The organism is Blastococcus sp. SYSU DS0541, from assembly GCF_054050875.1.
In genome coordinates, this window is sequence record NZ_JBJHAD010000011.1 from 94,238 (window position 1) to 116,036 (window position 21,799).

At 75.7% G+C, this 21,799-nt stretch carries 23 protein-coding genes; 10 read left to right on the plus strand and 13 right to left on the minus strand.

The genetic code is table 11. From position 1 onward, the window contains the following. Positions 1–24: 24 nt before the first annotated feature. A complete protein-coding gene (locus ACI794_RS13445) occupies positions 25–1,152 on the plus strand; it encodes an NDMA-dependent alcohol dehydrogenase (protein ID WP_456602242.1) in 1,128 nt (375 codons plus the stop codon). 96 nt (positions 1,153–1,248) lie between these two features. Here ACI794_RS13445 and ACI794_RS13450 read toward each other — a convergent pair whose 3' ends face one another. The 4 genes from ACI794_RS13450 to ACI794_RS13465 all read right to left on the minus strand — a co-directional run bounded on the left by ACI794_RS13450 (position 1,249) and on the right by ACI794_RS13465 (position 7,210). Then, positions 1,249–3,876, minus strand: a complete 2,628-nt coding sequence (locus ACI794_RS13450; RefSeq protein ID WP_456616619.1) for an AAA family ATPase — start codon at positions 3,874–3,876, stop codon at positions 1,249–1,251. Between the two features lie 91 nt (positions 3,877–3,967). Next, positions 3,968–5,143 (minus strand): XdhC family protein, encoded by a 1,176-nt coding sequence (locus tag ACI794_RS13455; protein WP_456616620.1) that lies wholly within the window; start codon positions 5,141–5,143, stop codon positions 3,968–3,970. A gap of 74 nt (positions 5,144–5,217) precedes the next feature. Continuing rightward, complete coding sequence (locus ACI794_RS13460) at positions 5,218–6,330, minus strand: vWA domain-containing protein (RefSeq protein WP_456602238.1); 1,113 nt, start codon at positions 6,328–6,330, stop codon at positions 5,218–5,220. After that, positions 6,323–7,210 (minus strand): AAA family ATPase, encoded by an 888-nt coding sequence (locus ACI794_RS13465; protein ID WP_456602237.1) that lies wholly within the window; start codon positions 7,208–7,210, stop codon positions 6,323–6,325. The genes ACI794_RS13460 and ACI794_RS13465 overlap by 8 nt, the downstream gene beginning before the upstream one ends. A gap of 71 nt (positions 7,211–7,281) precedes the next feature. Here ACI794_RS13465 and ACI794_RS13470 point away from each other — a divergent pair, with 71 nt between their 5' ends. After that, on the plus strand, positions 7,282–8,583 hold the full coding sequence (locus tag ACI794_RS13470; RefSeq protein ID WP_456602236.1) for a M18 family aminopeptidase: 1,302 nt from the start codon (positions 7,282–7,284) through the stop codon (positions 8,581–8,583). 127 nt (positions 8,584–8,710) lie between these two features. On the opposite strand, the gene ACI794_RS13475 is transcribed toward ACI794_RS13470, so the two are convergent. Beyond that, a complete protein-coding gene (locus ACI794_RS13475; RefSeq protein ID WP_456580299.1) occupies positions 8,711–9,535 on the minus strand; it encodes a DUF2382 domain-containing protein in 825 nt (274 codons plus the stop codon). A 347-nt stretch (positions 9,536–9,882) separates the two neighbouring features. Here ACI794_RS13475 and ACI794_RS13480 point away from each other — a divergent pair, with 347 nt between their 5' ends. Together ACI794_RS13480 and ACI794_RS13485 are read left to right on the plus strand one after the other, a co-directional pair. Continuing rightward, on the plus strand, positions 9,883–10,692 hold the full coding sequence (locus ACI794_RS13480) for a DUF3097 domain-containing protein (RefSeq protein ID WP_456602235.1): 810 nt from the start codon (positions 9,883–9,885) through the stop codon (positions 10,690–10,692). A 115-nt stretch (positions 10,693–10,807) separates the two neighbouring features. Continuing rightward, on the plus strand, positions 10,808–10,993 hold the full coding sequence (locus tag ACI794_RS13485; protein ID WP_456580297.1) for a hypothetical protein: 186 nt from the start codon (positions 10,808–10,810) through the stop codon (positions 10,991–10,993). A gap of 71 nt (positions 10,994–11,064) precedes the next feature. Here ACI794_RS13485 and ACI794_RS13490 read toward each other — a convergent pair whose 3' ends face one another. Both ACI794_RS13490 and ACI794_RS13495 read right to left on the minus strand, forming a co-directional pair. Further along, positions 11,065–11,910 (minus strand): aldo/keto reductase, encoded by an 846-nt coding sequence (locus ACI794_RS13490; RefSeq protein ID WP_456602234.1) that lies wholly within the window; start codon positions 11,908–11,910, stop codon positions 11,065–11,067. 73 nt (positions 11,911–11,983) lie between these two features. Next, complete coding sequence (locus tag ACI794_RS13495; RefSeq protein WP_456602233.1) at positions 11,984–13,222, minus strand: MFS transporter; 1,239 nt, start codon at positions 13,220–13,222, stop codon at positions 11,984–11,986. A 150-nt stretch (positions 13,223–13,372) separates the two neighbouring features. Between ACI794_RS13495 and moaA the strand changes: the two genes are divergently transcribed. From moaA to ACI794_RS13520, 5 genes are all read left to right on the plus strand, one after another. Next, the gene (moaA, locus tag ACI794_RS13500; protein WP_456602232.1) at positions 13,373–14,428 is read left to right on the plus strand and encodes a GTP 3',8-cyclase MoaA; all 1,056 of its coding nucleotides are present in this window, start codon (positions 13,373–13,375) and stop codon (positions 14,426–14,428) included. Between the two features lies 1 nt (position 14,429). Continuing rightward, positions 14,430–14,702, plus strand: coding sequence for a MoaD/ThiS family protein (locus ACI794_RS13505; protein ID WP_456602231.1), 273 nt, complete (start codon positions 14,430–14,432; stop codon positions 14,700–14,702). Between the two features lie 94 nt (positions 14,703–14,796). Continuing rightward, entirely contained in the window at positions 14,797–14,991 is a 195-nt protein-coding gene (locus ACI794_RS13510; RefSeq protein ID WP_456580292.1) for a hypothetical protein, read from the plus strand. Positions 14,992–15,055: 64 nt separating this feature from the next. Beyond that, on the plus strand, positions 15,056–15,532 hold the full coding sequence (locus ACI794_RS13515; protein ID WP_456580291.1) for a GAF domain-containing protein: 477 nt from the start codon (positions 15,056–15,058) through the stop codon (positions 15,530–15,532). Next, positions 15,529–16,368, plus strand: coding sequence for an SMP-30/gluconolactonase/LRE family protein (locus ACI794_RS13520; protein ID WP_456580290.1), 840 nt, complete (start codon positions 15,529–15,531; stop codon positions 16,366–16,368). The genes ACI794_RS13515 and ACI794_RS13520 overlap by 4 nt, the downstream gene beginning before the upstream one ends. A gap of 9 nt (positions 16,369–16,377) precedes the next feature. On the opposite strand, the gene ACI794_RS13525 is transcribed toward ACI794_RS13520, so the two are convergent. From ACI794_RS13525 to ACI794_RS13550, 6 genes are all read right to left on the minus strand, one after another. Beyond that, positions 16,378–16,788, minus strand: coding sequence for a molybdenum cofactor biosynthesis protein MoaE (locus ACI794_RS13525; protein ID WP_456602230.1), 411 nt, complete (start codon positions 16,786–16,788; stop codon positions 16,378–16,380). Next, the gene (locus tag ACI794_RS13530) at positions 16,785–17,363 is read right to left on the minus strand and encodes a nucleotidyltransferase family protein (protein WP_456616621.1); all 579 of its coding nucleotides are present in this window, start codon (positions 17,361–17,363) and stop codon (positions 16,785–16,787) included. The genes ACI794_RS13525 and ACI794_RS13530 overlap by 4 nt, the downstream gene beginning before the upstream one ends. 12 nt (positions 17,364–17,375) lie before the next feature. Beyond that, positions 17,376–18,425 (minus strand): ABC transporter ATP-binding protein, encoded by a 1,050-nt coding sequence (locus tag ACI794_RS13535; RefSeq protein WP_456602228.1) that lies wholly within the window; start codon positions 18,423–18,425, stop codon positions 17,376–17,378. Further along, positions 18,422–19,225 (minus strand): ABC transporter permease, encoded by an 804-nt coding sequence (locus ACI794_RS13540; RefSeq protein WP_456616622.1) that lies wholly within the window; start codon positions 19,223–19,225, stop codon positions 18,422–18,424. The genes ACI794_RS13535 and ACI794_RS13540 overlap by 4 nt, the downstream gene beginning before the upstream one ends. Then, positions 19,222–20,007 carry a molybdate ABC transporter substrate-binding protein gene (gene modA / locus ACI794_RS13545; RefSeq protein ID WP_456616623.1) on the minus strand — a complete coding sequence of 262 codons (786 nt, stop codon included), beginning with the start codon at positions 20,005–20,007 and terminating at the stop codon, positions 19,222–19,224. Before modA ends, ACI794_RS13540 begins: the two co-directional genes overlap by 4 nt. A 93-nt stretch (positions 20,008–20,100) precedes the next feature. Further along, on the minus strand, positions 20,101–20,493 hold the full coding sequence (locus tag ACI794_RS13550; RefSeq protein ID WP_456580284.1) for a TOBE domain-containing protein: 393 nt from the start codon (positions 20,491–20,493) through the stop codon (positions 20,101–20,103). An 89-nt stretch (positions 20,494–20,582) separates the two neighbouring features. Between ACI794_RS13550 and ACI794_RS13555 the strand changes: the two genes are divergently transcribed. Continuing rightward, the gene (locus ACI794_RS13555) at positions 20,583–21,797 is read left to right on the plus strand and encodes a DUF2786 domain-containing protein (protein ID WP_456616624.1); all 1,215 of its coding nucleotides are present in this window, start codon (positions 20,583–20,585) and stop codon (positions 21,795–21,797) included. Positions 21,798–21,799: the final 2 nt, after the last annotated feature.

The following is a 21,799-nucleotide window of genomic DNA, read 5'->3' on the forward strand; positions in this document are numbered from 1 at the left end:
CGGGCCGACGGAAGGAATCACCGGGTGAAGACCAAGGGCGCGGTCCTGTGGGGCGTGGGCGAGGAATGGTCGGTCGAGGAGATCGAACTGGGTGATCCGCGGGAGGGTGAGGTCCAGGTCCAGCTCGCTGCCTCGGGGCTGTGCCACAGCGACGAGCACCTGGTCACCGGCGGCACCCCGGTGGCGTCCTACCCGGTCATCGGCGGCCACGAGGGGTCCGGCGTCGTCACCAAGGTCGGCCCCGGCGTCACCGGGCTGAAGGAGGGCGACCACGTCGTCACCGCCTTCATCCCCGCGTGCGGTACGTGCCCGCCCTGCTCGCGCGGGCAGCAGAACCTCTGCGACCTCGGCGCCAACCTGCTGGCCGGCACGTCGATCTCCGACGGCACCTACCGGGTCCAGGCCCGCGGCAAGGACGTCATCCCGATGTGCCTGCTGGGCACCTTCTCGCCGTACATGACGGTGCACCAGGCGTCGGTGGTGAAGATCGAGCCGGACATCCCGCTGGAGATCGCCGCGCTCGTCGGCTGCGGCGTCACCACCGGCTGGGGCTCGGCCACCAAGGTCGCCGACGTCCGCCCGGGCGAGAACGTCGTCGTCATGGGCGTCGGCGGCGTCGGCATGAACGCCGTCCAGGGCGCGGCCGCGGCCGGCGCCAAGCGGGTCATGGTCATCGAGCCGGTCGCGCAGAAGCGCGAGTGGGCCATGGAGATGGGCGCGACCCACGCCTTCGCGAACATCGAGGAGGCCACGCCGGCCATCAACGAGCTCACCTGGGGCCGGATGGCGGAGAAGACGATCATCACCGTCGGCGACATCCAGGGCGAGGACATCGCCGCCGCGCTCAGCGTCACGGGCAAGGGCGGCCGCGCCGTCGTCACCGGCATGGGCAACGCCGCCAACGTCGACGTCAAGCTCAGCCTGTTCGAGCTGACTCTCCTGCAGAAGGACCTGCAGGGCGCGATCTTCGGCGGCCTGGCCCCGCGGAACGCGATCCCCGAGCTGCTCTCCCTCTACCAGGAGGGCCAGCTCAAGCTCGACGAGCTGGTGACGACGAAGTACGCCCTGGAGGACATCAACCAGGGCTACCAGGACATGCGCGACGGCAAGAACATCCGCGGCATGATCGTCTACACCGACGCCGACCGGTAACGGGGACCTCTTCTCGGCGCGGTCCGTCTCTGCCCACTCCGGATGGGCAGAGACGGACTGCCCGGGAGACCCCTCTGCCTCCGGCAGGAGGCCGCCCTAGGCGAGCAGCCGCGTGAGCGCCGGGCCGAGGTCGGCCAGCGAGCGCACCGGGGCGACCGAGCCCCCACCGCGTGCCGCCAGCGCCCGTGACGCCGTCAGGGCCTCCTCCTCCGCCGTCCCGCCGGGCAACGGGCACAGCACGTCCAGCCGGTCGATGCCGGCCAGCGCCGACGCGGCGTCGTCCCCGGCGGTGGCCAGGCAGTCCGACAGGAGGACGACGAGCCGCTCGTCTGCGTGCGGGGCCGTCCGCAGCTGCGCGGCCGCCGCCCGCAGCGCCGCTGCCAGATCAGTGGTGCCGTGCCCGCGCAGGCCCACCAGCGCGAGCACCAGGTCCTCCGCCGAGCGGTGGCGGCCGTGCTGCTGCAGCACCTCGACCCGGTCGGCGAACGCGAGGACGCTGGTGTCCAGCCGCTCGCCGGCCGACAGGACGACGCCGGCCGCGGCCACCGCGGCGATCGCCACCCCCAGCCCGCTCATCGAGCCCGACCGGTCGACCAGCAGGCAGACCGCCCGGCGGGAGCCGGTCCACCGCCGGGTCGCGACGTCCTCGGGCGACGGGGGCCACGGCCCGCTCCAGCGCTCCAGCGTGCGGTCCAGGTCCAGCTCACCGTCCCCACCGCGGGCGGTGACCAGCCGCCGGGCGCCCCGCGCCCGCGCCGTACCGACCCGCCCCACCTGCACGAACACCCGGGCCGCGAGCCGGCGGGCGGCCGCGCGGAGCTCCCGGTCGGTGGCGAGCGCCAGGTCGGCGAGGAGCGCCGCGGCCGCGTCGGGGTCGGCCCCCATCAGCCCGGCGAACGCCTCCTCGTCGAGCTCGCCCACCTCGGGGCTGACCTCGTCGAAGGCGGCGTGCCGCAGCTGCAGTTCACGGCGCGCGGTCTGCCGCGGGCCCCGCCGGGCCGGCCGCTCGCGCCGGGCGCCGCCGGCATCCGGGCCTGCCGCCTCAGGCGGCAGGCCCCCCGCTTTTCCCGGGCCGTCCCCGGCGGGCGCCGGTGGCGCCCCGGGCGACGGGTCCGGGGGCGGCCCGGCCTGGGGCGGCCAGACCTGCTCCAGGATATCGTCGAGCACCGCCTCGGGGGTACGCTCCACGCCCTCGGTGACCCGGATCCGGCCGGAGAGCGCGGCGTGCAGGGCGTCCCGCGCCGCCTCGCGGGCACCGTCGTCCTCCAGCTCCGCCAGCCCGCGCAGCTCCAGCAGGCCGTCGAGCAGCAGCACCAGGTCGATCGCGCCGCGGACGGAGGAGCCGGTGCGCAGGTCGCGGTGCTCGCGGGTGGCCCGCACCAGCGCCACCGCCAGCGCGACCGGCCGGGGCGGGGCGCCGGTGACCGAGGCGACGATCTCCCGCTCGGCGGCCTCGTCCTGGTAGCCGAGCACCACCCGGCACATGCGGTCGGCGATCGCCTGGCCCACCCGCGCGGTGCCGATCGCGTCGAACGGGTTCATCGCGGCGATCAGGCGGAAGCCTGCCGCCGCCCGCACCGTGCCCAGCCTGGGGACGGCGATCTCCCCCTCGGTCAGCACCGTGATGAGGACGTTGAGCGTCTCCTCCGGGATGCGGTTGAGCTCCTCCAGGTAGAGCAGCCCCGAGCCGCGCATCGCGGTGAGCAGCGGGCCGTCGGTGAAGCTGCCGGGCACGTAGCCCTCGGCCATCACCGCGGCCGGGTCGTAGGAGCCGACCAGCCGCGCCGGGGTGAGCTCGGCGTTGCCCTCGACGAAGACGACGTCGCGGCCGACCTCGCCGGCGACCGCCCGCAGCAGGGTCGACTTCCCCGTGCCGGGCGGCCCCTCGAGGACCACGTGCCGGTGGGTCTGCAGCGCGACCGTGAGGACCTCGCGCTCACGGCGCAGGCCGACGACCGGGCCGGGGACCGGGGGACCGACGCTCACCCGGCGGAGGCTACGGCAGATCAGCCGCCGAGGCCGTCCAGGTCGACCGGGTCCTCCGGGGCAGTGATCTCGACCGCCTCGCCGAACTCGCTGAACTCCACCGTGGCCGGCGCGTCGCCCCGGTTGTCGATCCGCAGCGGGTAGGGGGCCGGACTCGTCGTCGGCGACGGTGAGGCTGCTGCCGTCGGCCTGCGTGACGACGACGACGGGCTCGCCGTCCAGCTCGCCCCTGGTGACCTCACCGGTGGCCTGGGCCCCCGCGGCGGCGCGCAGCTGGTCGGCCATCCCCGAGAGGGTCAGCGTGCTGAAGGAGGTCGCCACCTCCGCGGGCATGAGCGCCCACCGGCCCTCCAGCTGACCGGCGAACTCGGCGGGCATGCCGAAGGAGGCCCAGTAGTCGGCCGGCGCCCGGACGTAGGCGGTGCCGGCGGTGAAGATGAGCTCGGCGGCGGTGCCGTCCAGGGTCACGGTGCCCTGCGCGTCCTCGCCCTGCAGCCGCAGGTCGAGCTCCTGGGTCGAGCCACCCTCCTCCACCGAGCCGACGACGTGCACGGCGCCCGCGTCCTCGAGGGCGGCGAAGGCGGCGTCGACCACCCCGGCGGCGTCCTGCTCGGCCAGCGAGCTCCCGCTCTCGGCGCCGCTCGTGGCCGCCGCCCCGCTCGGGGCCTCCTCGGAGCCGCTGCACGCGGCGAGCAGCAGGACGGCGGCGGCCGCCGTGCCGAGACGTCGGATGCTCATGGCCCCCCTCGTGTGCGCGGCGACGGGTCGCGACGCCGGTCGCCACCGTCCCCGGGCACCGTCGCCGTCGGCCGCCCGTCGTACCGGTGCCTCAGCGGCCTCCCGGCCCCTCGGCAGGGGCCCGCCGCGAGCCTGCGAGTGGCGGGGGGCCGGGGGGTCCTTGGTGGATGGGGCCCTCCACCTCGGCCAGCCGGCGGCCGGTCCCGCCCCAGCGGCCCTGGATGATCTCGGCGGCGATCGACACCGCCGTCTCCTCGGGGGTGCGCGCACCGAGGTCCAGGCCGATCGGCGAGGCGAGCCGGGAGAGCTCGTCCTCGGTCAGCCCGGCCTCGCGCAGCCGCGCCAACCGCTCGTCGTGCGTGCGCCGGGAGCCCATGGCCCCCACGTAGGCCACCGGGGTGCGCAGGGCGACCTCCAGCAGCGGGACGTCGAACTTCGGGTCGTGGGTGAGCACGCAGAGGACGGTGCGCTCGTCGATCCGCCCGGCGTCCACCTCGGCCTGCAGGTAACGGTGCGGCCACTCGACGACGACCTCGTGCGCGTCCGGGAAGCGCTTCGGCGTCGCGAACACCGGCCGGGCGTCGCAGACGGTGACCCGGTAGCCCAGGAACGCCCCGACCCGGGCGACGGCGGCGGCGAAATCGATCGCGCCGAAGACCACCATGCGCGCCGCCGGGGCGAAGGAGTTGACGAAGAGCGTGAGGTCGTCGCCGCGCCGCTCGCCGTCGTGGCCCACGTGCAGGAGGGCGGTGCGCCCGGCGGCCAGCATGCCGCGGGCGTCGTCGGCCACGGCGTCGTCCAGCCGCTGGGAGCCCAGCGTCCCCGACGCCCGGTCGGGCCAGAGCACCAGGCGGCGGCCCAACCGGTCGTCCGGCCCGGCCACCACGGTGACGACGGCGACCGGCTCGTGCCGGCCCACCGACTCCGCGACCTCGCCCAGCTCGGGGAAGGACTCGCGGGAGACCGGCTCCACGAAGACGTCGAGGATCCCGCCGCAGGTCAGGCCGACGGCGAAGGCGTCGTCGTCGCTGACCCCGTAGCGGCGCAGGACGGGCTCGCCGGTGTCGACGGCGTCCTTCGCCTCCTCGTACACCGCGCCCTCGACGCAGCCGCCCGAGACGCTGCCGACCGCCGTCCCGTCCGGCCCGACCAGCATCGAGGCGCCGGCCGGCCGCGGCGCCGAGCGCCAGGTGCCCACCACCGTGCCCACCCCGACGGTCTCCCCCGCCTGCCACCAGCCGACGAGATCGTCAAGAACGTCGCGCATCCGCGTCCTCCTGTCGTCCGGCCTCGGTCGGAGGCTCGCCGCGAGCCTGCGAGTGGTGAGGGGGCCGAGGTCCTTCAAGCACGGTGGATCACTCCTGACAGCTCCTCGAACGCGGCCATGCTGTGCCCGGCCACGAAGTGGTCGACCGACGGGAGCGCGGCCTGCATCCCGCCGGTGAGGGGTTCGTACCCCATGCGGCCCTTGTGCGGGTTGACCCACACCACGGTGTGCGCCAGCCGCCGCAGCCGGGCCATCTGCTCCCGCAGCATCGTGGTGTCCCCCCGCTCCCAGCCGTCGCTGCAGACGACGACGACGGCCCCGCGCGCGGTGCCGCGCTGACCCCACCGGTCGAGGAAGGCCTTGAGCACCTCGCCCAGCCGGGTGCCGCCCGACCAGTCCGGGATCGCCTCGCCGCCGGCCGCGAGCGCGCGGTCCGGGTCGCGCAGCCGCAGCTCGCGGGTGACGCGGGTGAGCCGGGTGCCGATCGTGAACACCTCGGTGGAGGCCGGCCGGGCCCGGACCGCGGCGTGCGCGAACCGCAGCAGCGCGTCGGCGTAGGGGGTCATGGAGCCGGAGACGTCGACCAGCAGCACCACCCGGCGCGGCCGGGGGCGCGCCCGGCGGTGCATCAGCCGGCTCACCTCGCCGCCGTCGCGCAGCGCCCGCCGCACGGTGCGTGCCGGGTGGACCCCGCCGTGGGCGGCCGGCCGCCGCCGCCGGGCCGGGCGCATCGGCGCGGCGGGGACCAGCAGCGCGAACAGCCGCCTCAGGTGGGCCCGTTCGGCGTCGGTCAGCCCGGCGACGTCGCGGTGGCGCAGCACCTCGTCGGCGCTGGCGCGGGCAGCGAGGTCGGGGGCATCGGGGTCGTCGTCCTCCCCCTCGCCCTCGCCGGCGTCCAGCGGCGCGCTGGCGGCGAGCCGGGGCCGCACCTGCGGCGCTGCGGGCGCGGGGCGCGGCCGTCGCCCGGAGAACCAGGCCAGGAACGCGGCGTCGTAGCGGTCGAGGTCGTCGGGGCCCGCGCACAGCGTGAGCCGGCCGGCCCAGTAGACCGCCGAGGGCTTCAGGACGTCGAGGTGCCCCAGGGCGCCGAGCATCGCCTGGACCCGGTCCGGGGAGGCGGTCACCCCCGCGTGCCGCAGCGTGCGGGCGAACCCCAGCACCGTGTCGACCACGTCGCGCTCAGCCACCGAGCAGCGCCTCCGGGGCCAGCGACCGCACCCGCTCGGTGTCCTCGCGGTACTTGAGCACCGCGCCGAGGGTCCGCGCCGCGAGGTCGGGGTCCAGGTCGCGGGCGCCGAGGGTGTGCAGCGCCGTCGCCCAGTCCATGGCCTCGGCGACCCCGGGAGGCTTGAGCAGGTCGAGGGTCCGCAGCGTCGCCGTCGCCCGGGCCACCTGCCGGGCCAGCTGCTCGGTGACCTGGGGCAGCCGGCGGCGCAGGATCGCCACCTCGCGGTCGAAGTCCGGGTGCGCGAGCCAGTGGTAGAGGCAGCGCCGCTTGAGCGCGTCGTGCACCTCGCGGGTGCGGTTGGAGGTGAGGACGACCAGCGGCGGGATCTCCGCCCGCACCGTGCCGAGCTCCGGGATGGAGATGGTGAAGTCGGAGAGGATCTCCAGCAGGAACGCCTCGAACTCGTCGTCGGCGCGGTCCACCTCGTCGACCAGCAGCACGCTCGGCGCGTCCTCCAGCGCCTGCAGCAGCGGCCGGGCGAGCAGGAAGCGGCGATCGTAGAGCGAGGCCTCCAGCCGCGCCGGGTCGTCCGCGGCGTGCGCCGCCTCGGCCGCGCGCAGGTGCAGCAGCTGGCGGCCGAAGTCCCAGTCGTAGAGCGCCTGGCTGGCCTCGAGCCCCTCGTAGCACTGCAGCCGGTAGAGCGGCCGGTCGGTGATCTGCGCCAGCGCCTGGGCCAGCGCCGTCTTCCCGACGCCGGCCTCGCCCTCGAGGAACAGCGGCCGGTGCATCGCCAGCGCCAGGTGGGCGGCGGTGGCTAGCCCCTCGTCGGCGAGGTAGCCGGTGGCCTCCAGCGCGGCGGACAGCTCGTCGGGGCTCCCGGGCACCGTGCGCTCGCTCACACCAGCAGCATCCCACCCCACCGTCGGCGACCGCGCCCTCACCGTCTCCGGGCGTCGGGCACGATGGCCGCATGCCGACCGCCGCTCTCGACCCGCTCGCCCTCGGCGACGACCTGCGCGCCTTCGTCGACGCCTCGCCGTCCCCCGCCCACGCGGTCGCCGAGCTGGTGCGCCGGCTGCGCGCCGCCGGGTTCACCGAGCTCGCGGAGACCGACTCGTGGGCCCCGGCCCCGGGCGGGCAGCACTTCGTCGTCCGGCACGGCAGCGTCATCGCCTTCCGCCTGGGCAGCGGCTCGCTGGCCCAGACCGGCATGCGGCTGGTCGGCGCCCACACCGACTCGCCGACGTTCAAGGTCCGCCCGCGCTGGGAGGTGCGGCAGTCCGGCTACCGCCTCGTGGGCGTGGAGCCCTACGGCGGCGGGCTCTGGCACACCTGGCTGGACCGGGAGCTCACCGTCGCCGGGCGGCTGGTGCTGCGCTCCGACTCCCCCACCCATCCGCGCACCGCCCTGGTCCGGCTGCCCGGCGCCCCCCTTCGGCTGCCGTCGCTCGCGATCCACCTCGACCGCAGCGTCCGGGAGGGGCTGACCCTCGATCCGCAGCAGCACCTCGTGCCGGTGTGGGACCGCGACCTCGGCACCGGGCCGGCGCTGGCCGAGGCGTTGGCCGCGACCGCCGGGGTGGAGCTCGGGGACGTCGTCGGCACCGACCTGGTGCTGGCCGACACCCAGCCCTCCGCGCGCGCCGGCGCGGACGGCACGTGGGTGGCCGCACCGCGGCTGGACGACCTGGCCTGCTGCCACTCCGGGCTGCTGGCCCTGCTCGCCGCGCCCGCCGGGGAGCGCACGCAGGTGCTGGTGTGCAACGACCACGAGGAGGTGGGGAGCGGCTCGATGTCCGGCGCCCGCGGGAGCTTCCTCGAGGACGTCGTCCGGCGGCTCGCGGCCGCGACCGACGACGGCGACCCGCAGGCCCCGCACCGGGCGCTGGCCCGGTCGGTGCTCGTGTCGGCCGACATGGCCCACGCGGTGCACCCGACCCGCGCCGAGCGGCACGAGCCTGCGCACCGGCCGGAGCTTGGCGGCGGTCCGGTGCTGAAGGTGAACGCCAACCAGGCCTACGCCACCGATGCGGCCTCCGGTGGCTGGTTCACCGAGCGCTGCGACGAGGCGGGGGTCCCCGTGCAGACGTTCGTCACGCGCGCCGACCTGCCGTGCGGCAGCACCATCGGGCCGCTCACCGCCACCCGGCTGGGCGTGACCACGGTGGACATCGGGGCGCCCATGCTCGCCATGCACTCCTGCCGCGAGCTGGCCTCGGCCCTCGACGTCCCGCTGATGGTGGGCGCCCTCACCGCCTGCCTGGGGGACTGACCGGCACCCCGGGGACGACAACGGCGGCCGACCGGAGTCTGGTCTCGGTCGGCCGCCGCCCGTCAGCGGCCCCCTTCCAGGATCCCGCCCTGAGCGTGCGACGGGTGGGGAGGAAGGGGGTCCTTGCTCACATCCGGCGGTTGGTGTCGTCCGCCCCGTCGACCTCGATCTCCTCCTTGCGGAGGGTCTCGTCGACCCGCACCTCGTCGGTGACGGTCTCCTTGTCCAGGCGGACGCGCTCGACCGGCACGGCCTCCTTGGCGACGACCGGCTTCTCCGCGCGGAGGGTGACCTCGTGCTCCTCCTCGCTGATGGCGGGCCCGTCCATGGCGTTGCCCACGTTGGCGTCCGTGATCGGCTCGCGCTCGACCCGGACCTCCTCGCGGGAGACGGGGACGGTCTCGGTGACGTTCTCGCTCACGACGTACTTGCGCAGGCGGGCGCGGCCCACCTCTTCCTGGCGGGTGCCGACGTCCAGCCGCTCCTCGGAGCGGGTCATGGCGTTGTCGGTCGTCGGGCCGGAGGTGTCGTGGCCGACGGTGCCCCGGGTGTCGGTGCGGTCGGTGCCGACCGTTCCGGCGGTCCCGGCCATGCCCGTGGTCTCGGTCGTGGTGACGGTCTCGGTGCGGCCGGTCGTCCCGCTGCCGAGGCCGTAGTACCGGTACAGCTCCTCTTCCTCCTGCGGGGAGAGGTGACCGTCGGTGTCGATCTTGGGGGCGTCCTTGACGCGGTCCTTGCTGACCGGTACCCGGAGGCCGTCGTCGGTCAGGTTGGCGTCACGGATCGGGACGAAGGACTCCTTGGTGCCGAACAGACCGGTGCGGACGGTCACCCACTCGGGCTGGCCGGTCTCGTCGTCGAGGTAGACCTCGGAAGCGGACCCGATCTTCTGACCCTCGGTGTCGTAGACGTCCTGGCCGATCACGCGGCTGATGGTCTCGGTGCCGATCATCGTCGTTGTCGCTCCTATCTGAGCTCGGGGATGTTCGTCCCTCCGATGGGTGACCGGGACGGTGGCCGCGAAACGAGCAGATCGGAACGGACCGGGATCGCCCCGCGTCCGCATCACCGCGCACGGCCTGCATCCGGAGCCGCCGGCCGGCCTGCCACCGACATCCGCGCAGGTCACGCCCATATCCACCCGGCGGGCACCCACCCACCGGCGCCCCCGTCCACAGCGCTAGCACCCGTCACGGTGCGTGATCCGGCTCTGCCCGGGCGTGTCGTCCGGGACGGGTCCGGCACACCGGGTCGGCGCGCCGCCCACGACCGCGCGGGCACCGTGCTTAGCGTCGTCGCGTGCCTCCCCGTTCGCCGTACGACAACCTGGTCCACCCGCGCACCGTCAAGAAGGCCTCGCCCGAGGTCGAAGCGGTCAAGGACGTCGTCGTCGAGGACCCGAGCAGCGGGTTCGTCGGCGCCGTCGTGCGCTGCGAGAAGGACGTCGTCCACCTCGAGGACCGGTTCGGGCGCGTGCGCGCCTACCCGCTCGGCCCCGGCTTCTGGGTGGACGGGCGCCCGGTGGTGCTCGTCCGGCCCAAGCAGACCGCGCCGGCCGGCCCGGCCCGCAGCGCCTCCGGCTCCACCTACGTGGCAGGCGCCCGCGCCCGGGTCGCGCGCGAGGGGCGCATCTACGTAGAGGGCAAGCACGACGCCGAGCTGGTGGAGAAGGTCTGGGGCCACGACCTGCGCATCGAGGGCGTCGTCGTCGAGCCGCTGCACGGGGTCGACGACCTGCCGGGCATCGTCGAGGAGTTCCGCCCGTCGTCGGGACGGCGACTGGGCGTGCTCGTCGACCACCTGGTGACCGGCTCCAAGGAGTCCCGCATCGCCGCCCGGATCACCGGCGACCACGCGCTCGTCGTCGGTCACCCGTTCATCGACATCTGGCAGGCCGTCAAGCCCTCCGTCGTCGGCATCGGGGCGTGGCCGACCGTGCCCAAGGGTGAGGACTGGAAGACCGGCGTCTGCCGCCGGCTGGGCTGGGAGGACGACACCGGCTACGTGTGGGCCCAGCGCATCCTCGCCCGCGTGCGCACCTGGACCGACCTGGAGCCCGCGCTCATCGGCCGGGTCGAGGAGCTCATCGACTTCGTCACCACCGACTGAGCCGGCGCTTCCTTACGAATTGCCGACGGTCGGCCCCCGCCCGGTTGCCGGAGGCTCCGCCGGTCACCCCTCCGGTCGTCGGACGCACACCACGCACGGACGAAGGGGAAGCACCATGTCGGCACCGTCGCACGAGAACCCGGACGCCGTCCCCCGCACCGGCACGGAGGTGCCGTGGCGCGAGGACGTCCCCCGCACCGACCACGAGCACGAGGTCGAGGGCCCGCTGGACCCGCCGGAGGCCCAGCGCAACGTCGCCTCCGCGCCGGAGGAGAAGCCCCCGGTGCGGCGCGGGGAGTGAGCCGCGCGGCCGGCGAGCGACCCCTGGTGATCAGCGGACCTGATCACCAGGGGTCCTGGCTCGCGGTCGGCTCAGCCGGGGATGTAGTTGAAGGTGTCCGGGTCGGGGCCGGTGCGCTCGCCCCGGTCCAGCCCGGTGAGCGCGGCCATGTCCTCGCGGCCGAGCTCGAAGTCGAACAGCGCGAAGTTCTCCGCCATGCGCTCGCGGGAGGAGGACTTCGGGAAGACGACGTCGCCGCGCTGCACGTGCCAGCGCAGCACGACCTGGGCCGGGGTGCGGCCGAGGCGCTCGGCGATCGCGGTGACGGCCGGGTCGTCGAGCACCTTGCCCTGGGCGATGGGCGACCATGCCTCGGTGACGATCCCGTGCTCGGCGTCGAACGCGCGGACGTCGTCCTGCGCCAGGTAGGGGTGGACCTCGATCTGGTTCACCGCCGGGACGACCTCGGTCTCGTCGAACAGCCGGCGCAGGTGGTGCGGCTGGAAGTTGGAGACGCCGATGGCCCGGCAGCGGCCGTCGCGGTAGATCTCCTCCATCGCCTTCCAGGTCTCGACGTAGTCGACGTCGATGCCGGGCAGCGGCCAGTGGACGAGGAAGAGGTCGAGCTGGTCGAACCCGAGGTCGGCGAGCGTCCGGTCGAAGGCGCGCAGCGCGTCGTCGCGACGGTGGAAGCCGTTGTTCAGCTTGCTCGTCACGAAGATCTCGCCGCGGTCGAGGCCGGAGCGTGCGACGGCCTCGCCGACGCCCTTCTCGTTGCCGTACATCTCCGCGGTGTCGATGTGCCGGTAGCCGACCTCGAGGGCGGTCGCCACGGTGTCCGCGGTCTCCGCGGGCGGGACCTGGTAGACGCCGAAGCCGAGCTGCGGGATCTCGACCCCGTTGTTGAGGGCGAGGGAGGGCACGGGTGAGTGAGCCACAGGCTGGTCCTTCCGGTTCGGGGAGGGGTCGCGAGCCGCACGAACGGTGGTGCGCGATCGACCCGTCGCCCGCCTACCCGGTGGTGCGGTCCTCAACCAGGGGGGTGGGCGCCGGCCGGTCCGCGACCAGCGCCCCGCCGCCGAGCGCGAGCAGGGCGGCGAGCGCCGCGGCCCCCGCGGGCACGGCGAAGGCCGCCTCCGCGCCCCAGGCGTCCACCGCGGCACCGGCCAGCGCCGAGCCCGCGGTGACGCCGAGGGTGAGGCCGGAGATGGTCCAGGCCAGCGACTCGGTGAGCAGACCGGGCGCCGTGCGGGACTCCACCAGCGAGGTGCCCGAGACGAGCACCGGCGCGATGGTCAGCCCGGCCAGGAAGCCGACCCCGACGAGCACCGCCAGCGAGCCGACGCCCCACAGCAGCTGGGCGGCCAGCCCGAAGGCGACCGCCGTCGCGACGAAGCGGGTGGCCAGCGTGCCGGGCAGGCGCGCGAGGCCGTAGACCAGCCCGGCGACCAGGCTGCCCGCGGCGAAGACGGCGAGGGCCACCCCGGAGAGCGCCGGCGCCCCCTCGGCCTCGGCGAAGCCGACCACCACGACGTCGATGGCGCCGAACACCGTGCCCACGGCCAGGTAGGTGACGGTGACGACCAGCAGCGTCGGCGTCAGCACCGCCCACCACCGGGCGGCCGACGCCCCGGCGACGGGGTGCGCCGGCGGGTCGGTGTCGCGGAGGGCGGCGAGCCAGAGGCCGCCGATCGTGCCGAGGACCACCCCGGTGAGGAAGCCGACGGGCGGCGCGACGAGCGTGGCCAGGAGCGTCACCAGCGGCGGACCGACGACGAAGACCACCTCGTCGGCGACGGCCTCGAACGCGAACGCCGTCTGCCGCCCCGCGGGGTCGAGCACCGCGGCCCACCGCGCGCGCACCAGCGAGCCGACGTTGGGGCTGCTGGCCCCGACCGCCGCGGCCAGCAGGAACCAGCTCCAGCGGGGTCCGCCGCCGACCACCGCCGCGACGAAGGCGACGCCGGTGAGCGCGAAGGCGGCCATCGCCAGGCGGAGCACCGGGCCCTGGCCGCGGCGGTCCATGGCCCGCGCCCACTGCGGTCCGGCGACGCCGTAGCTGAGGGCGAGGGCGCCGGCGACAGCACCGGCGAGGCCGTAGCTCCCGGTCTCCCGCGAGACCAGGAGCACCGCGCCCAGGCCGAGCATGGGGGCGGGCAGCCGCCCCACCCACCCGGCCAGGGAGAAGGCCACGGACCCGGGAACGGTGAAGAGGCAGCGGTAGGGGCTGAAGACGGTGCGGGCCGACACGGGTTCTCTCGCGCTTCCTGGCCACGGGCGAGTGCGGGACGTCCTCCGCCGGTCTCTCGGGTGGCGAGGGAACGGTAGCAACGCCTCCGCGGCGGGGGCCCGCGCATTTCCGGCCCGCCACGTGTCGCCCGTCGCGGCTACATTCGGCCCATGACCGGCGCCGACCTCCCCGACCCCGCGGTCCGCCGTGCCGTGGGCACCGTGGCCGCCGGCTCCGGCGGCCTGGTCGACCGGTACGGGCGCACCGCGACCGACCTGCGGGTCTCCCTGACCGACCGGTGCAACCTGCGCTGCACCTACTGCATGCCGCCGGAGGGTCTGCAGTGGCTGCCCAAGGTCGAGCAGCTCACCGACGACGAGGTCGCCCGCCTGGTGCGCATCGGGGTGGAGCACCTGGGCATCCGCGAGGTGCGCTTCACCGGGGGCGAACCGCTGCTGCGCCCGGGCCTGGTCGGCATCGTCGCCGCCGCGACGGCGCTCCACCCGCGGCCCGAGGTCAGCCTCACCACCAACGCCATCGGGCTCTCCCGCATGGCGCCCGCGCTCGCCGAGGCCGGGCTCGACCGCATCAACGTCAGCCTGGACACCCTCGACCGGGAGCGGTTCAAGACCCTCACCCACCGCGACCGGCTGGACGACGTCCTCGCCGGCCTGGCCGCCGCGCGGGACGCCGGGCTCACGCCGGTGAAGGTGAACGCCGTCCTGCTGCACGGGATCAACGACGTCGACGCCGTCCCGCTGCTGGACTACTGCCTGGAGCAGGGCTACGAGCTGCGCTTCATCGAGCAGATGCCGCTGGACGCCCACCACGCCTGGACGCGCGGTCGCATGGTCACCGCCGAGGACATCCTGGAGCGGCTGTCGGCGGCGCACGAGCTCACCCCCGACAGCGAGGAGCGGGGCTCGGCACCGGCCGAGCGCTGGCTGGTCGACGGCGGGCCGGCCACGGTGGGTGTGATCGCCTCGGTCACCCGCTCGTTCTGCGGCAGCTGCGACCGCACCCGGCTCACCGCCGACGGGCAGATCCGCAACTGCCTGTTCGCCCGCGAGGAGTCCGACCTCCGGACGGCGCTGCGCGAGGGCGCCACGGATGCGGAACTGGCGGACCGCTGGCGGATCGCGACCCTGGGCAAGCTGCCCGGCCACGGGATCGACGACCCGAGCTTCCTGCAGCCGACCCGGCCCATGTCGGCGATCGGCGGCTGAGTTGTCCAGCAACCCCACCACCCCGGCGGCGACCACCGTCACCGTCCGCTACTTCGCCGGCGCCCGCGCCGCCTCCGGCGTCGACACCGAGCGCTGCGAGGCCGCCAGCCTCGACGAGCTCGTCGGGCGGATCGCCGTCGCCCACGGAGAGCGGCTGGAGCGGGTGCTCACCGCCTGCTCGTTCCTGGTCGACGGCGCCCAGGCCCGCGACCGGGAGGCGCCGCTGCCCGCCGGTGCGGTCGTGGACGTGCTCCCGCCCTTCGCCGGGGGGTGAGCGAGGGCCGTCCGCCCCGTCGGCAGGCGCGACCGTGGAGGATGGCCGTTCCCGCGCCGACCCGGTCGGTCGGCGGCCGGATGGAGGAGGAGTCATGAGCATCTTCGACAGAGCGAAGGCGAAGGCCCAGGAGCTGTTCGGCCGGGCCGAGGAGCTGTACGGCGAGTCGCACGGCGACGCCGCGGCGAAGGTCGACGGGGAGGCCCACCGGCTGGAGGCCGAGGCGGAGGAGGCCGAGCTCGAGCGCGACGGGCGGACCGACGACGACGGCCTGGCCGGAGCACGCTGACCTCGCTCCGGACGGTTGGCCGGCCCGCCGCGGTGGTATTTCGTACGACATGGTTCCGTCGGGCGTGGCCGACGTGGCGCCGTGGGGTGACTGGCTCTCCGCGGCCGAGGGAGCGCTGCGCTTCCTGCACGGGTACGTCGGCTGGGACCTGTGGGTGGTCACCCACGTCGAGCACGACCGGCAGATCATCGTGCGCGCGTTCCCGGAGGCCGGCGTCCGCCCGGGCACGGAGCTGCCGTGGGCGCAGAGCTTCTGCCGCCAGATGATCGAGGGGAACGCACCGCGGGTGGCCACCGTGACCGCCGCCGTGCCGGCCTACGCCTCGCGGTCCTACGGCTCCATCCGCGACATCGCCGCCTACGTGGGCGTCCCCCTCGTGACCCGCGACCTCGAGTTGTTCGGGACGCTCTGCGGGATCGCCTTCCGCGCCAAGCCGCGCAGCGCCAGCCGCGAGCTCCCCGTCGTCGAGCACACTGCCCGCATGCTGAACACGTTGCTGGCCACCGACCTGCCGGGCCCCGTCGGGACGGAGGCCCGGTGAAGGCGCAGCGGCTGACCGGTGCGGTGACCCACCACGGCGAGGGGCCCGTGTGGTCGCCGGCGTGGGGCGGCCTGCGCTGCGTGGACATGCTCGCCGGTGACGTCCTCACGGTGGGCGAGGACGGCTCGGTCGCCCGCCGGCACGTCGCGGACGTCGCGGCGGTCGTCCGGCCGCGCCGCGGCGGCGGCGCGGTCATCGCGGTGGAGCGCGGGTTCGCCCTCGAGGGCCCCGACGGCACCCTCACCCTGCTGGACCCGGTGTGGACGAACCCCGACATCCGCATGAACGAGGGCGGCTGCGACCCCGATGGCCGCTTCTGGTGCGGCTCGATGGCCTACGACCAGACGCCGGGCGCCGCGTCGATGTACCGGCTGGACCCCGACGGCAGCGTGCACCACGTCTTCGGCGGGGTCACCGTCTCCAACGGGCTGGAGTGGAGCCCCGACGGGTCGCTGGCCTACTACGCCGACACGGCGACCCACCGCATCGACGTCTTCGACTACGAGGCCGGGGCAGGGCTGAGCGGGCGGCGCCCGTTCGTGACGTTCCCGGACGACGGCAACCCCGACGGGCTCACCGTCGACGCCGAGGGCGGGGTCTGGGTCGCGCTCTACGGCGGCGGCGAGGTGCACCGCTACGACCGCGACGGCCGGCGCGACGCCGTGGTGGAGCTGCCCACGCCGCAGGTGACGGCATGCACCCTCGGCGGCCGCGCCCTGGACCGGCTGTTCGTCACCACCTCCGCCGAGGGCGGCCTGGACGACGGCGTGGCCGGCTCGCTGTTCACCGTGGACGTCGGGGTGCGGGGGCTGCCGGTGCGCGAGTTCGCCGGCTGAGGCAGGCGCCTAGGGGCAGGCGACCCACTCCTCCTCACCGTCGCCGAACACCTGCCGCTTCCAGATGGGCAGCCGCTTCTTCACCTCGTCGACGAGCTCGGCGCAGGCGGCGAACGCCTGACCGCGGTGCGAGGCGCTGACCGCGCACGCGAGCGCGACGTCGCCGATGCCGAGCAGACCGACGCGGTGGCTCACCGCGACGGCGTGCAGCTCGGGGCGCGCGGCGAACTCCTCGGCCAGCTCGGTGATGACGTCGGCGGCGCTCGGGTGGCCGACGTACTCCAGCTCAGTCACCGAGCGGCCTCCGTCGTGGTCGCGGACGACGCCGGCGAAGGAGACCACGGCCCCCGCCGCCGCGACGGAGACGGCGTCCTCGTGCTCGGCGACGGACAGCGGCGTGTCCACGACCCTGGCGATCACGGCGCCGACGCTACCCCCGGCGGCGGGACGTCGAGGTCGACCGGATCGGCGAGGCCGGTGCAGTCGACCTCGACGACGTCGTGCGCCGCCAGGTAGCGGCGGGCGCCCTCGTCGCCGGTGGCCGTCTCCGCGACGCCGGCCCAGTGGTCGCGCCCGAGCAGCACCGGGTGGCCGCGGACGCCGTCGTAGGTGGCGGTCGCCAGCGCGTCCGGCGCGGCGTGGGCGACGACGGCCCGCAGCGCGGCGGGCGTGAGGCCCGGCATGTCGACCAGGGTCACCAGTGCGGCGTCCACCGTCCCCGGGAAGCCGCGCAGCCCGTCCAGGCCGGTGCGCAGCGAGGAGGCCATGCCCGATTCCCAGTCCCGGTTCGCCAGCACCGTCGCGCCCGTGAGGTCCGCGGTCCGCCAGACGTCCACCGCCCGGGCGCCGAGCACGACGAGGACGACGTCGCAGACCGCCCGCGCCGTCCGCACCGCCCGCTCGACCAGCAGGCTGCCCTCGTACTCGACCAGCGCCTTGGGCATGCCGTAGCGGCGGCCACCCCCGGCGGCCAGGACGAGGGCTGCGGTGCTCATCCCCCCACTCTCTCAGCGGGCGTAGACGGCGACCTCGGAGGCCTTCACGCCGGCCCACACCTCCGCGCCCGGGACGAGACCCATCTCGGCGAAGGAGGTCGCCGTGACGTCGGCGACCAGCTGCACCTCCCCGGTGAGCTCGCAGCGCACGGTGGCGCCGTGCGGCGTCGCCCCGACCAGGCGTTGCCGCCAGAGGTTGCGGGTGCTGCCGTCGGGGCGGGAGGCGTAGAGCGCCACCGACTCGGGACGGACCGCCGCGAACACCGGCCCGGTGGCCTCCTCGGCCACCACGACCACCGCGCCGCCGTCGAGCCGCACCACGCGCCCCTCCCCGGTGCCCGGCAGGAGCGACAGCCCGACCAGCCGGGCCACGTAGTCGGTACGCGGCCGGCGGGCCACCTCGGCCGGGCTGCCGGCCTGCACGACCCGCCCCTCCTCGACGACGACGACGCGGTCGGCGAGCGCCATCGCGTCCACCGGATCGTGCGTGACGAGCACGGTGCTGCCGCGGAACCCCGCGAGGTGCCGGCGCAGCTCGGCGCGCACGGTGAGCCGGGTGCGCGCGTCCAGGGCCGACAGCGGCTCGTCGAGCAGCAGCAGCGCCGGGTCGCCGACGAGCGCCCGGGCCAGCGCGGCCCGCTGTGCCTGACCGCCGGAGAGCTGGGCGGGTCTGCGGCTCCCCAGCCCCTCGAGCCCGACCCGGGTCAGCCACTCCTCGGCGGCCGCCCGTGCCCGCGCCCGCGCCGCACCCCGGGTGCGCAGGCCGAAGGCGACGTTGTCGACCACGCTCAGGTGCGGGAAGAGCAGCGCGTCCTGGAAGACCATCCCGAGGGCGCGCCGGTGGGCGGGGACGGACGCGCCCTCGCCGTCGTCCCAGACCTCGCCGTCGACGACGACCCGGCCGCGGTCGGGGGGCAGCAACCCCGCCAGCACGCGCACGAAGGTCGACTTCCCCGCGCCGTTGGGACCGAGGAGGGCCAGCACCTCGCCGTCGGCGACCTCGACCTCGACCCGCAGGTCGAGGTCGCCCCGGCGGGTGGCGACCGTCGCGGTCAGGCTCATACCGGCGCCCGGCCGAGCCAGCGGTCGCGGAGCAGCAGCAGCGTGGCCAGGGAGACGGCCAGCAGCACCACCGAGAGCACGATCGCCGCGTCGGGATCCCGCTGCAGCGCGAGGTAGACCGCGAGCGGCATCGTCTGCGTGGTGCCGGGGAAGTTGCCGGCGAAGGTGATGGTGGCGCCGAACTCGCCGAGCGCCCGGGCCCAGCAGAGCACCGCGCCGGCCGCGACGCCGGGGGCGACGAGCGGGAGGGTGACGCGGCGGAACGTCGTCCAGCGGCCGGCGCCGAGCGTGGCGGCGACGTCCTCGAAGCGGGCGTCGGCGGCCCGCAGGGCGCCCTCGACGCTGATGACCAGGAACGGCATGGCCACGAAGGTCTCGGCGATGACGACGGCGGTGGTGGTGAACGGGATCGTGATGCCGAAGGCGTCGTCCAGCCAGGAGCCGACGATCCCCTGCCGGCCCAGCACGAGGAAAAGCGCGACGCCGCCGACGACCGGGGGCAGCACCAGCGGCACGGTGACCAGCGCCCGGAGCACCGCGCGGCCGCGGGCCCGGGAGCGGGCGAGGACCCAGGCGAGCGGGACCCCCAGCAGCAGCGACAGGCCGGTGGCGAGCGTCGCCGACACCAGCGACAGCCGCAGCGCCTGGCCCACCCCCGGCGCGGCGAGCTGGGTGGCCAGCTCCGACCACGGGGTGCGCGCCAGCAGCCCGAGCAGCGGGAGGGTCAGGAAGGCGACGCCCAGGGCCGCCGGGACGAGGAGGGGCACCGGGACGCGGGTGCCCTCGGGAGCGCGGCTCACGGCTGCTGGAACCCGGCGTCGGCCAGCGCGGCCTGCCCCTCGTCGGAGAGCACCAGGTCGACGAAGGCGGCGGCAGCGTCCGGGTTCGGGGCGTCCTGCAGGGCGGCGACCGGGTAGCGGTTGCGGGCGGCGCCGGACTCGCGGAAGGGGAGGGCGCGGACGCCGCCGTCGGAGGAGACGTCGGAGCGGTAGACCAGCCCGGCGTCGACCTCGCCGAGCTGCACCTTGGTGAGCACGCCGCGGACGTCGTCCTCGAGGGTGTCCGGCGCCCCGGCCAGACCGGCGGCCTCGAGCACCTCCGCCGCGGCGGCGCCGCAGGGCACCTCCGGCGCGCAGACGGCGAGCACGTCGTCGACCCCGAGCAGGTCGGCCAGGCCGGGGGTGCCCGCGCCCGACCTCCGCTCGATGCCGGCGGGGTCGTCCGCCGGCACGGCGAGCAGCAGCTCGTTGGCGGCGAAGGGCTGCGGGGCACCCACCAGGTCGGCGACCCGGTCCATCTGCGCCTCGTCGGCGGAGGCGAAGACGTCGACGGGGGCGCCCTGCTCCAGCTGCGTGGCCAGCCCGGAGCTGCCGGCGAAGCTGAAGCGCACCTCCAGGCCCGGGTGCTCCCCCTCGAGCCGGCCGCCGAGCTCGGTGAAGACGTCGGTGAGCGAGGCGGCGGCGAAGACGGTGAGGGTGCCGGAGAGCCGGCCGCCCGCAGCCGCGCCGGCGTCCGCCTCCGACGACGCGCCGCAGCCGGGGAGGGCCAGCAGCACCGCCACGAGCAGCGCACGCGCGCGCACGGCACCTCCTCGGTCGACCGCTCCTGCGGCAGACTTCACCAGTTGAACCCGCAGCCGCGCAAGCCCTGCGCGGCGCAGCTCCGCAGATGCGGACTACGGGACGTCGACGCTCACCTGGGTTGCCTTCACCGTCGCTACCGCCCGGACGCCCACGACCAGCCCCAGCTCGTCGGCCGCCTCGCGAGACATGAGGGAGACGACGCGGAAGGGCCCGGCCTGGATCTCGACCTGCGCCATGACGCCGTCGCGGAGGACGTTCGTGACGATGCCGGCCAGCCGGTTGCGGGCCGAGGACGGCGTCGTCCCGGGCTCCGGAGCCTCGCGCAGCTGCGTCGCCAGCCGGGCGAGGTCCGCGCCGTCGACCACCGCCGGCCCCCCGCCGTCCCGGCGCGCCGGGAGCCGGCCGCTGTCGACCCAGCGCCGCACCGTGTCGTCGCTGACGCCGAGCAGCGCGGCCGCCTCGGCGATGCGGTAGGTGGCGGCCACGGCCAGACCCTAGCCGCGGTTGTGGACGGCGGGCGTTCCCCACAGGCCGCTTCCCCGGGCCGTCGGCGGGGGCGGGGAGCATGCCGGGCGTGATCGACGACGCCTGGCTCGCAGACCTCCTCCGGCACCGCGCCGCAGTGCTCACCGACGCCCGGGTCGCGTCGGAGCTCGCGGCCACGCTCAGCAGCACCGGGCTCCCCCTCGACGACGGCGGCCCGGCCGGGCGGACCCTGCGCGACGCGCTCGACGAGACCTGGGAGCGCGGCTGGCAGCCGGCCGACGTCACCCACGCCGCCCGGCGGGAGGCCGGCGCCGGATCGGTCCCGCTGGTCGTGGCGCTGATCGCCGAGCACGCGCGCCGCACCGACGCGGTCTCGCGGGCGCCGGAGACCTGGGTCGGGCAGCTGCGGGAACTGGGGGCCCTGGACGTGGACGCCGGCGAGAGCGCCGCGGTCAGCGCCTGGCAGCGGGCCGAGCGCCGTCCGCCCGCCGAGGCGTGGCGCACCGTGCTGCAGGTGGCCGGGCTGCTGCGGTGCACGGCCCGGCTCGAGGTGCTGGTGCCGCCCCCGTCGCGGTGGGGCGCACCACGGCCGGGCGCCGACCGGCCGGCCGCGGGCGGCGACGACCGGGCGTTGCGGCGCATCCGCGCCCTGCTGGCCAAGGCCGAGTCCACCGAGTTCCCCGAGGAGGCGGAGGCGCTGACGGCCAAGGCGCAGGAGCTCATGACCCGGCACGCGGTGGATGCCGCGCTGCTCGGCGGTGGCGCGGCTACGGCCGTCGACGTCGACACCCGGCGGGTGCACGTCGCCGACCCCTACGCGCGCGCCAAGACGCAGCTGCTGGGCGCGGTCGCGGAGGCGAACGACGTGCAGCTCGTCTGGTACCAGGGTCTGGGCATCGCCACCCTCGTCGGCCTCCGGTCCGACCTGGACGCCGTGGAGCTGCTGTTCACGTCCCTGCTGCTGCAGGTCGCGCAGGCACTGGCCGCCGCGGAGCGGCAGGAGGGCCGCTCCGCGGCGCGGTCGTTCCGCCGCGCGTTCCTGCTCGGCTACGCGCACCGCATCGGCGAGCGGCTGGCCGCGGCGCGGCTGCGGGCGACCACGGAGGCGGGGGTGGAACGGGGCGTGGACCTGCTCCCCGTGCTGCGGTCGCGGCAGGAGGCGGTGGCGGCCCGGACGGCCGAGCTGTTCCCCCGGCTCCGGTCCAGCCGCAGCCGGTCCTCGGTCGACGCGGGCGGGTGGCACGCCGGCCGGGCCGCGGCCGAGCACGCCGAGGTCGGCCCCCGGCGCTCGCCGCTCCGCTGACC

Bases quoted from the DNA above. Each gene is read 5' to 3' on its own strand.
- ACI794_RS13510 (WP_456580292.1), top strand. From the start codon at position 14,797: ATGAGCATCTTCGACAGAGCGAAGGCGAAGGCCCAGGAGCTGTTCGGC.
- ACI794_RS13470 (WP_456602236.1), top strand. From the start codon at position 7,282: ATGCCGACCGCCGCTCTCGACCCGCTCGCCCTCGGCGACGACCTGCGC.
- ACI794_RS13475 (WP_456580299.1), bottom strand. From the start codon at position 9,535: ATGATCGGCACCGAGACCATCAGCCGCGTGATCGGCCAGGACGTCTAC.
- moaA (WP_456602232.1), top strand. From the start codon at position 13,373: ATGACCGGCGCCGACCTCCCCGACCCCGCGGTCCGCCGTGCCGTGGGC.
- ACI794_RS13455 (WP_456616620.1), bottom strand. From the start codon at position 5,143: ATGCGCGACGTTCTTGACGATCTCGTCGGCTGGTGGCAGGCGGGGGAG.
- ACI794_RS13450 (WP_456616619.1), bottom strand. From the start codon at position 3,876: ATGAGCATCCGACGTCTCGGCACGGCGGCCGCCGCCGTCCTGCTGCTC.
- ACI794_RS13535 (WP_456602228.1), bottom strand. From the start codon at position 18,425: ATGAGCCTGACCGCGACGGTCGCCACCCGCCGGGGCGACCTCGACCTG.
- ACI794_RS13485 (WP_456580297.1), top strand. From the start codon at position 10,808: ATGTCGGCACCGTCGCACGAGAACCCGGACGCCGTCCCCCGCACCGGC.
- ACI794_RS13530 (WP_456616621.1), bottom strand. From the start codon at position 17,363: ATGAGCACCGCAGCCCTCGTCCTGGCCGCCGGGGGTGGCCGCCGCTAC.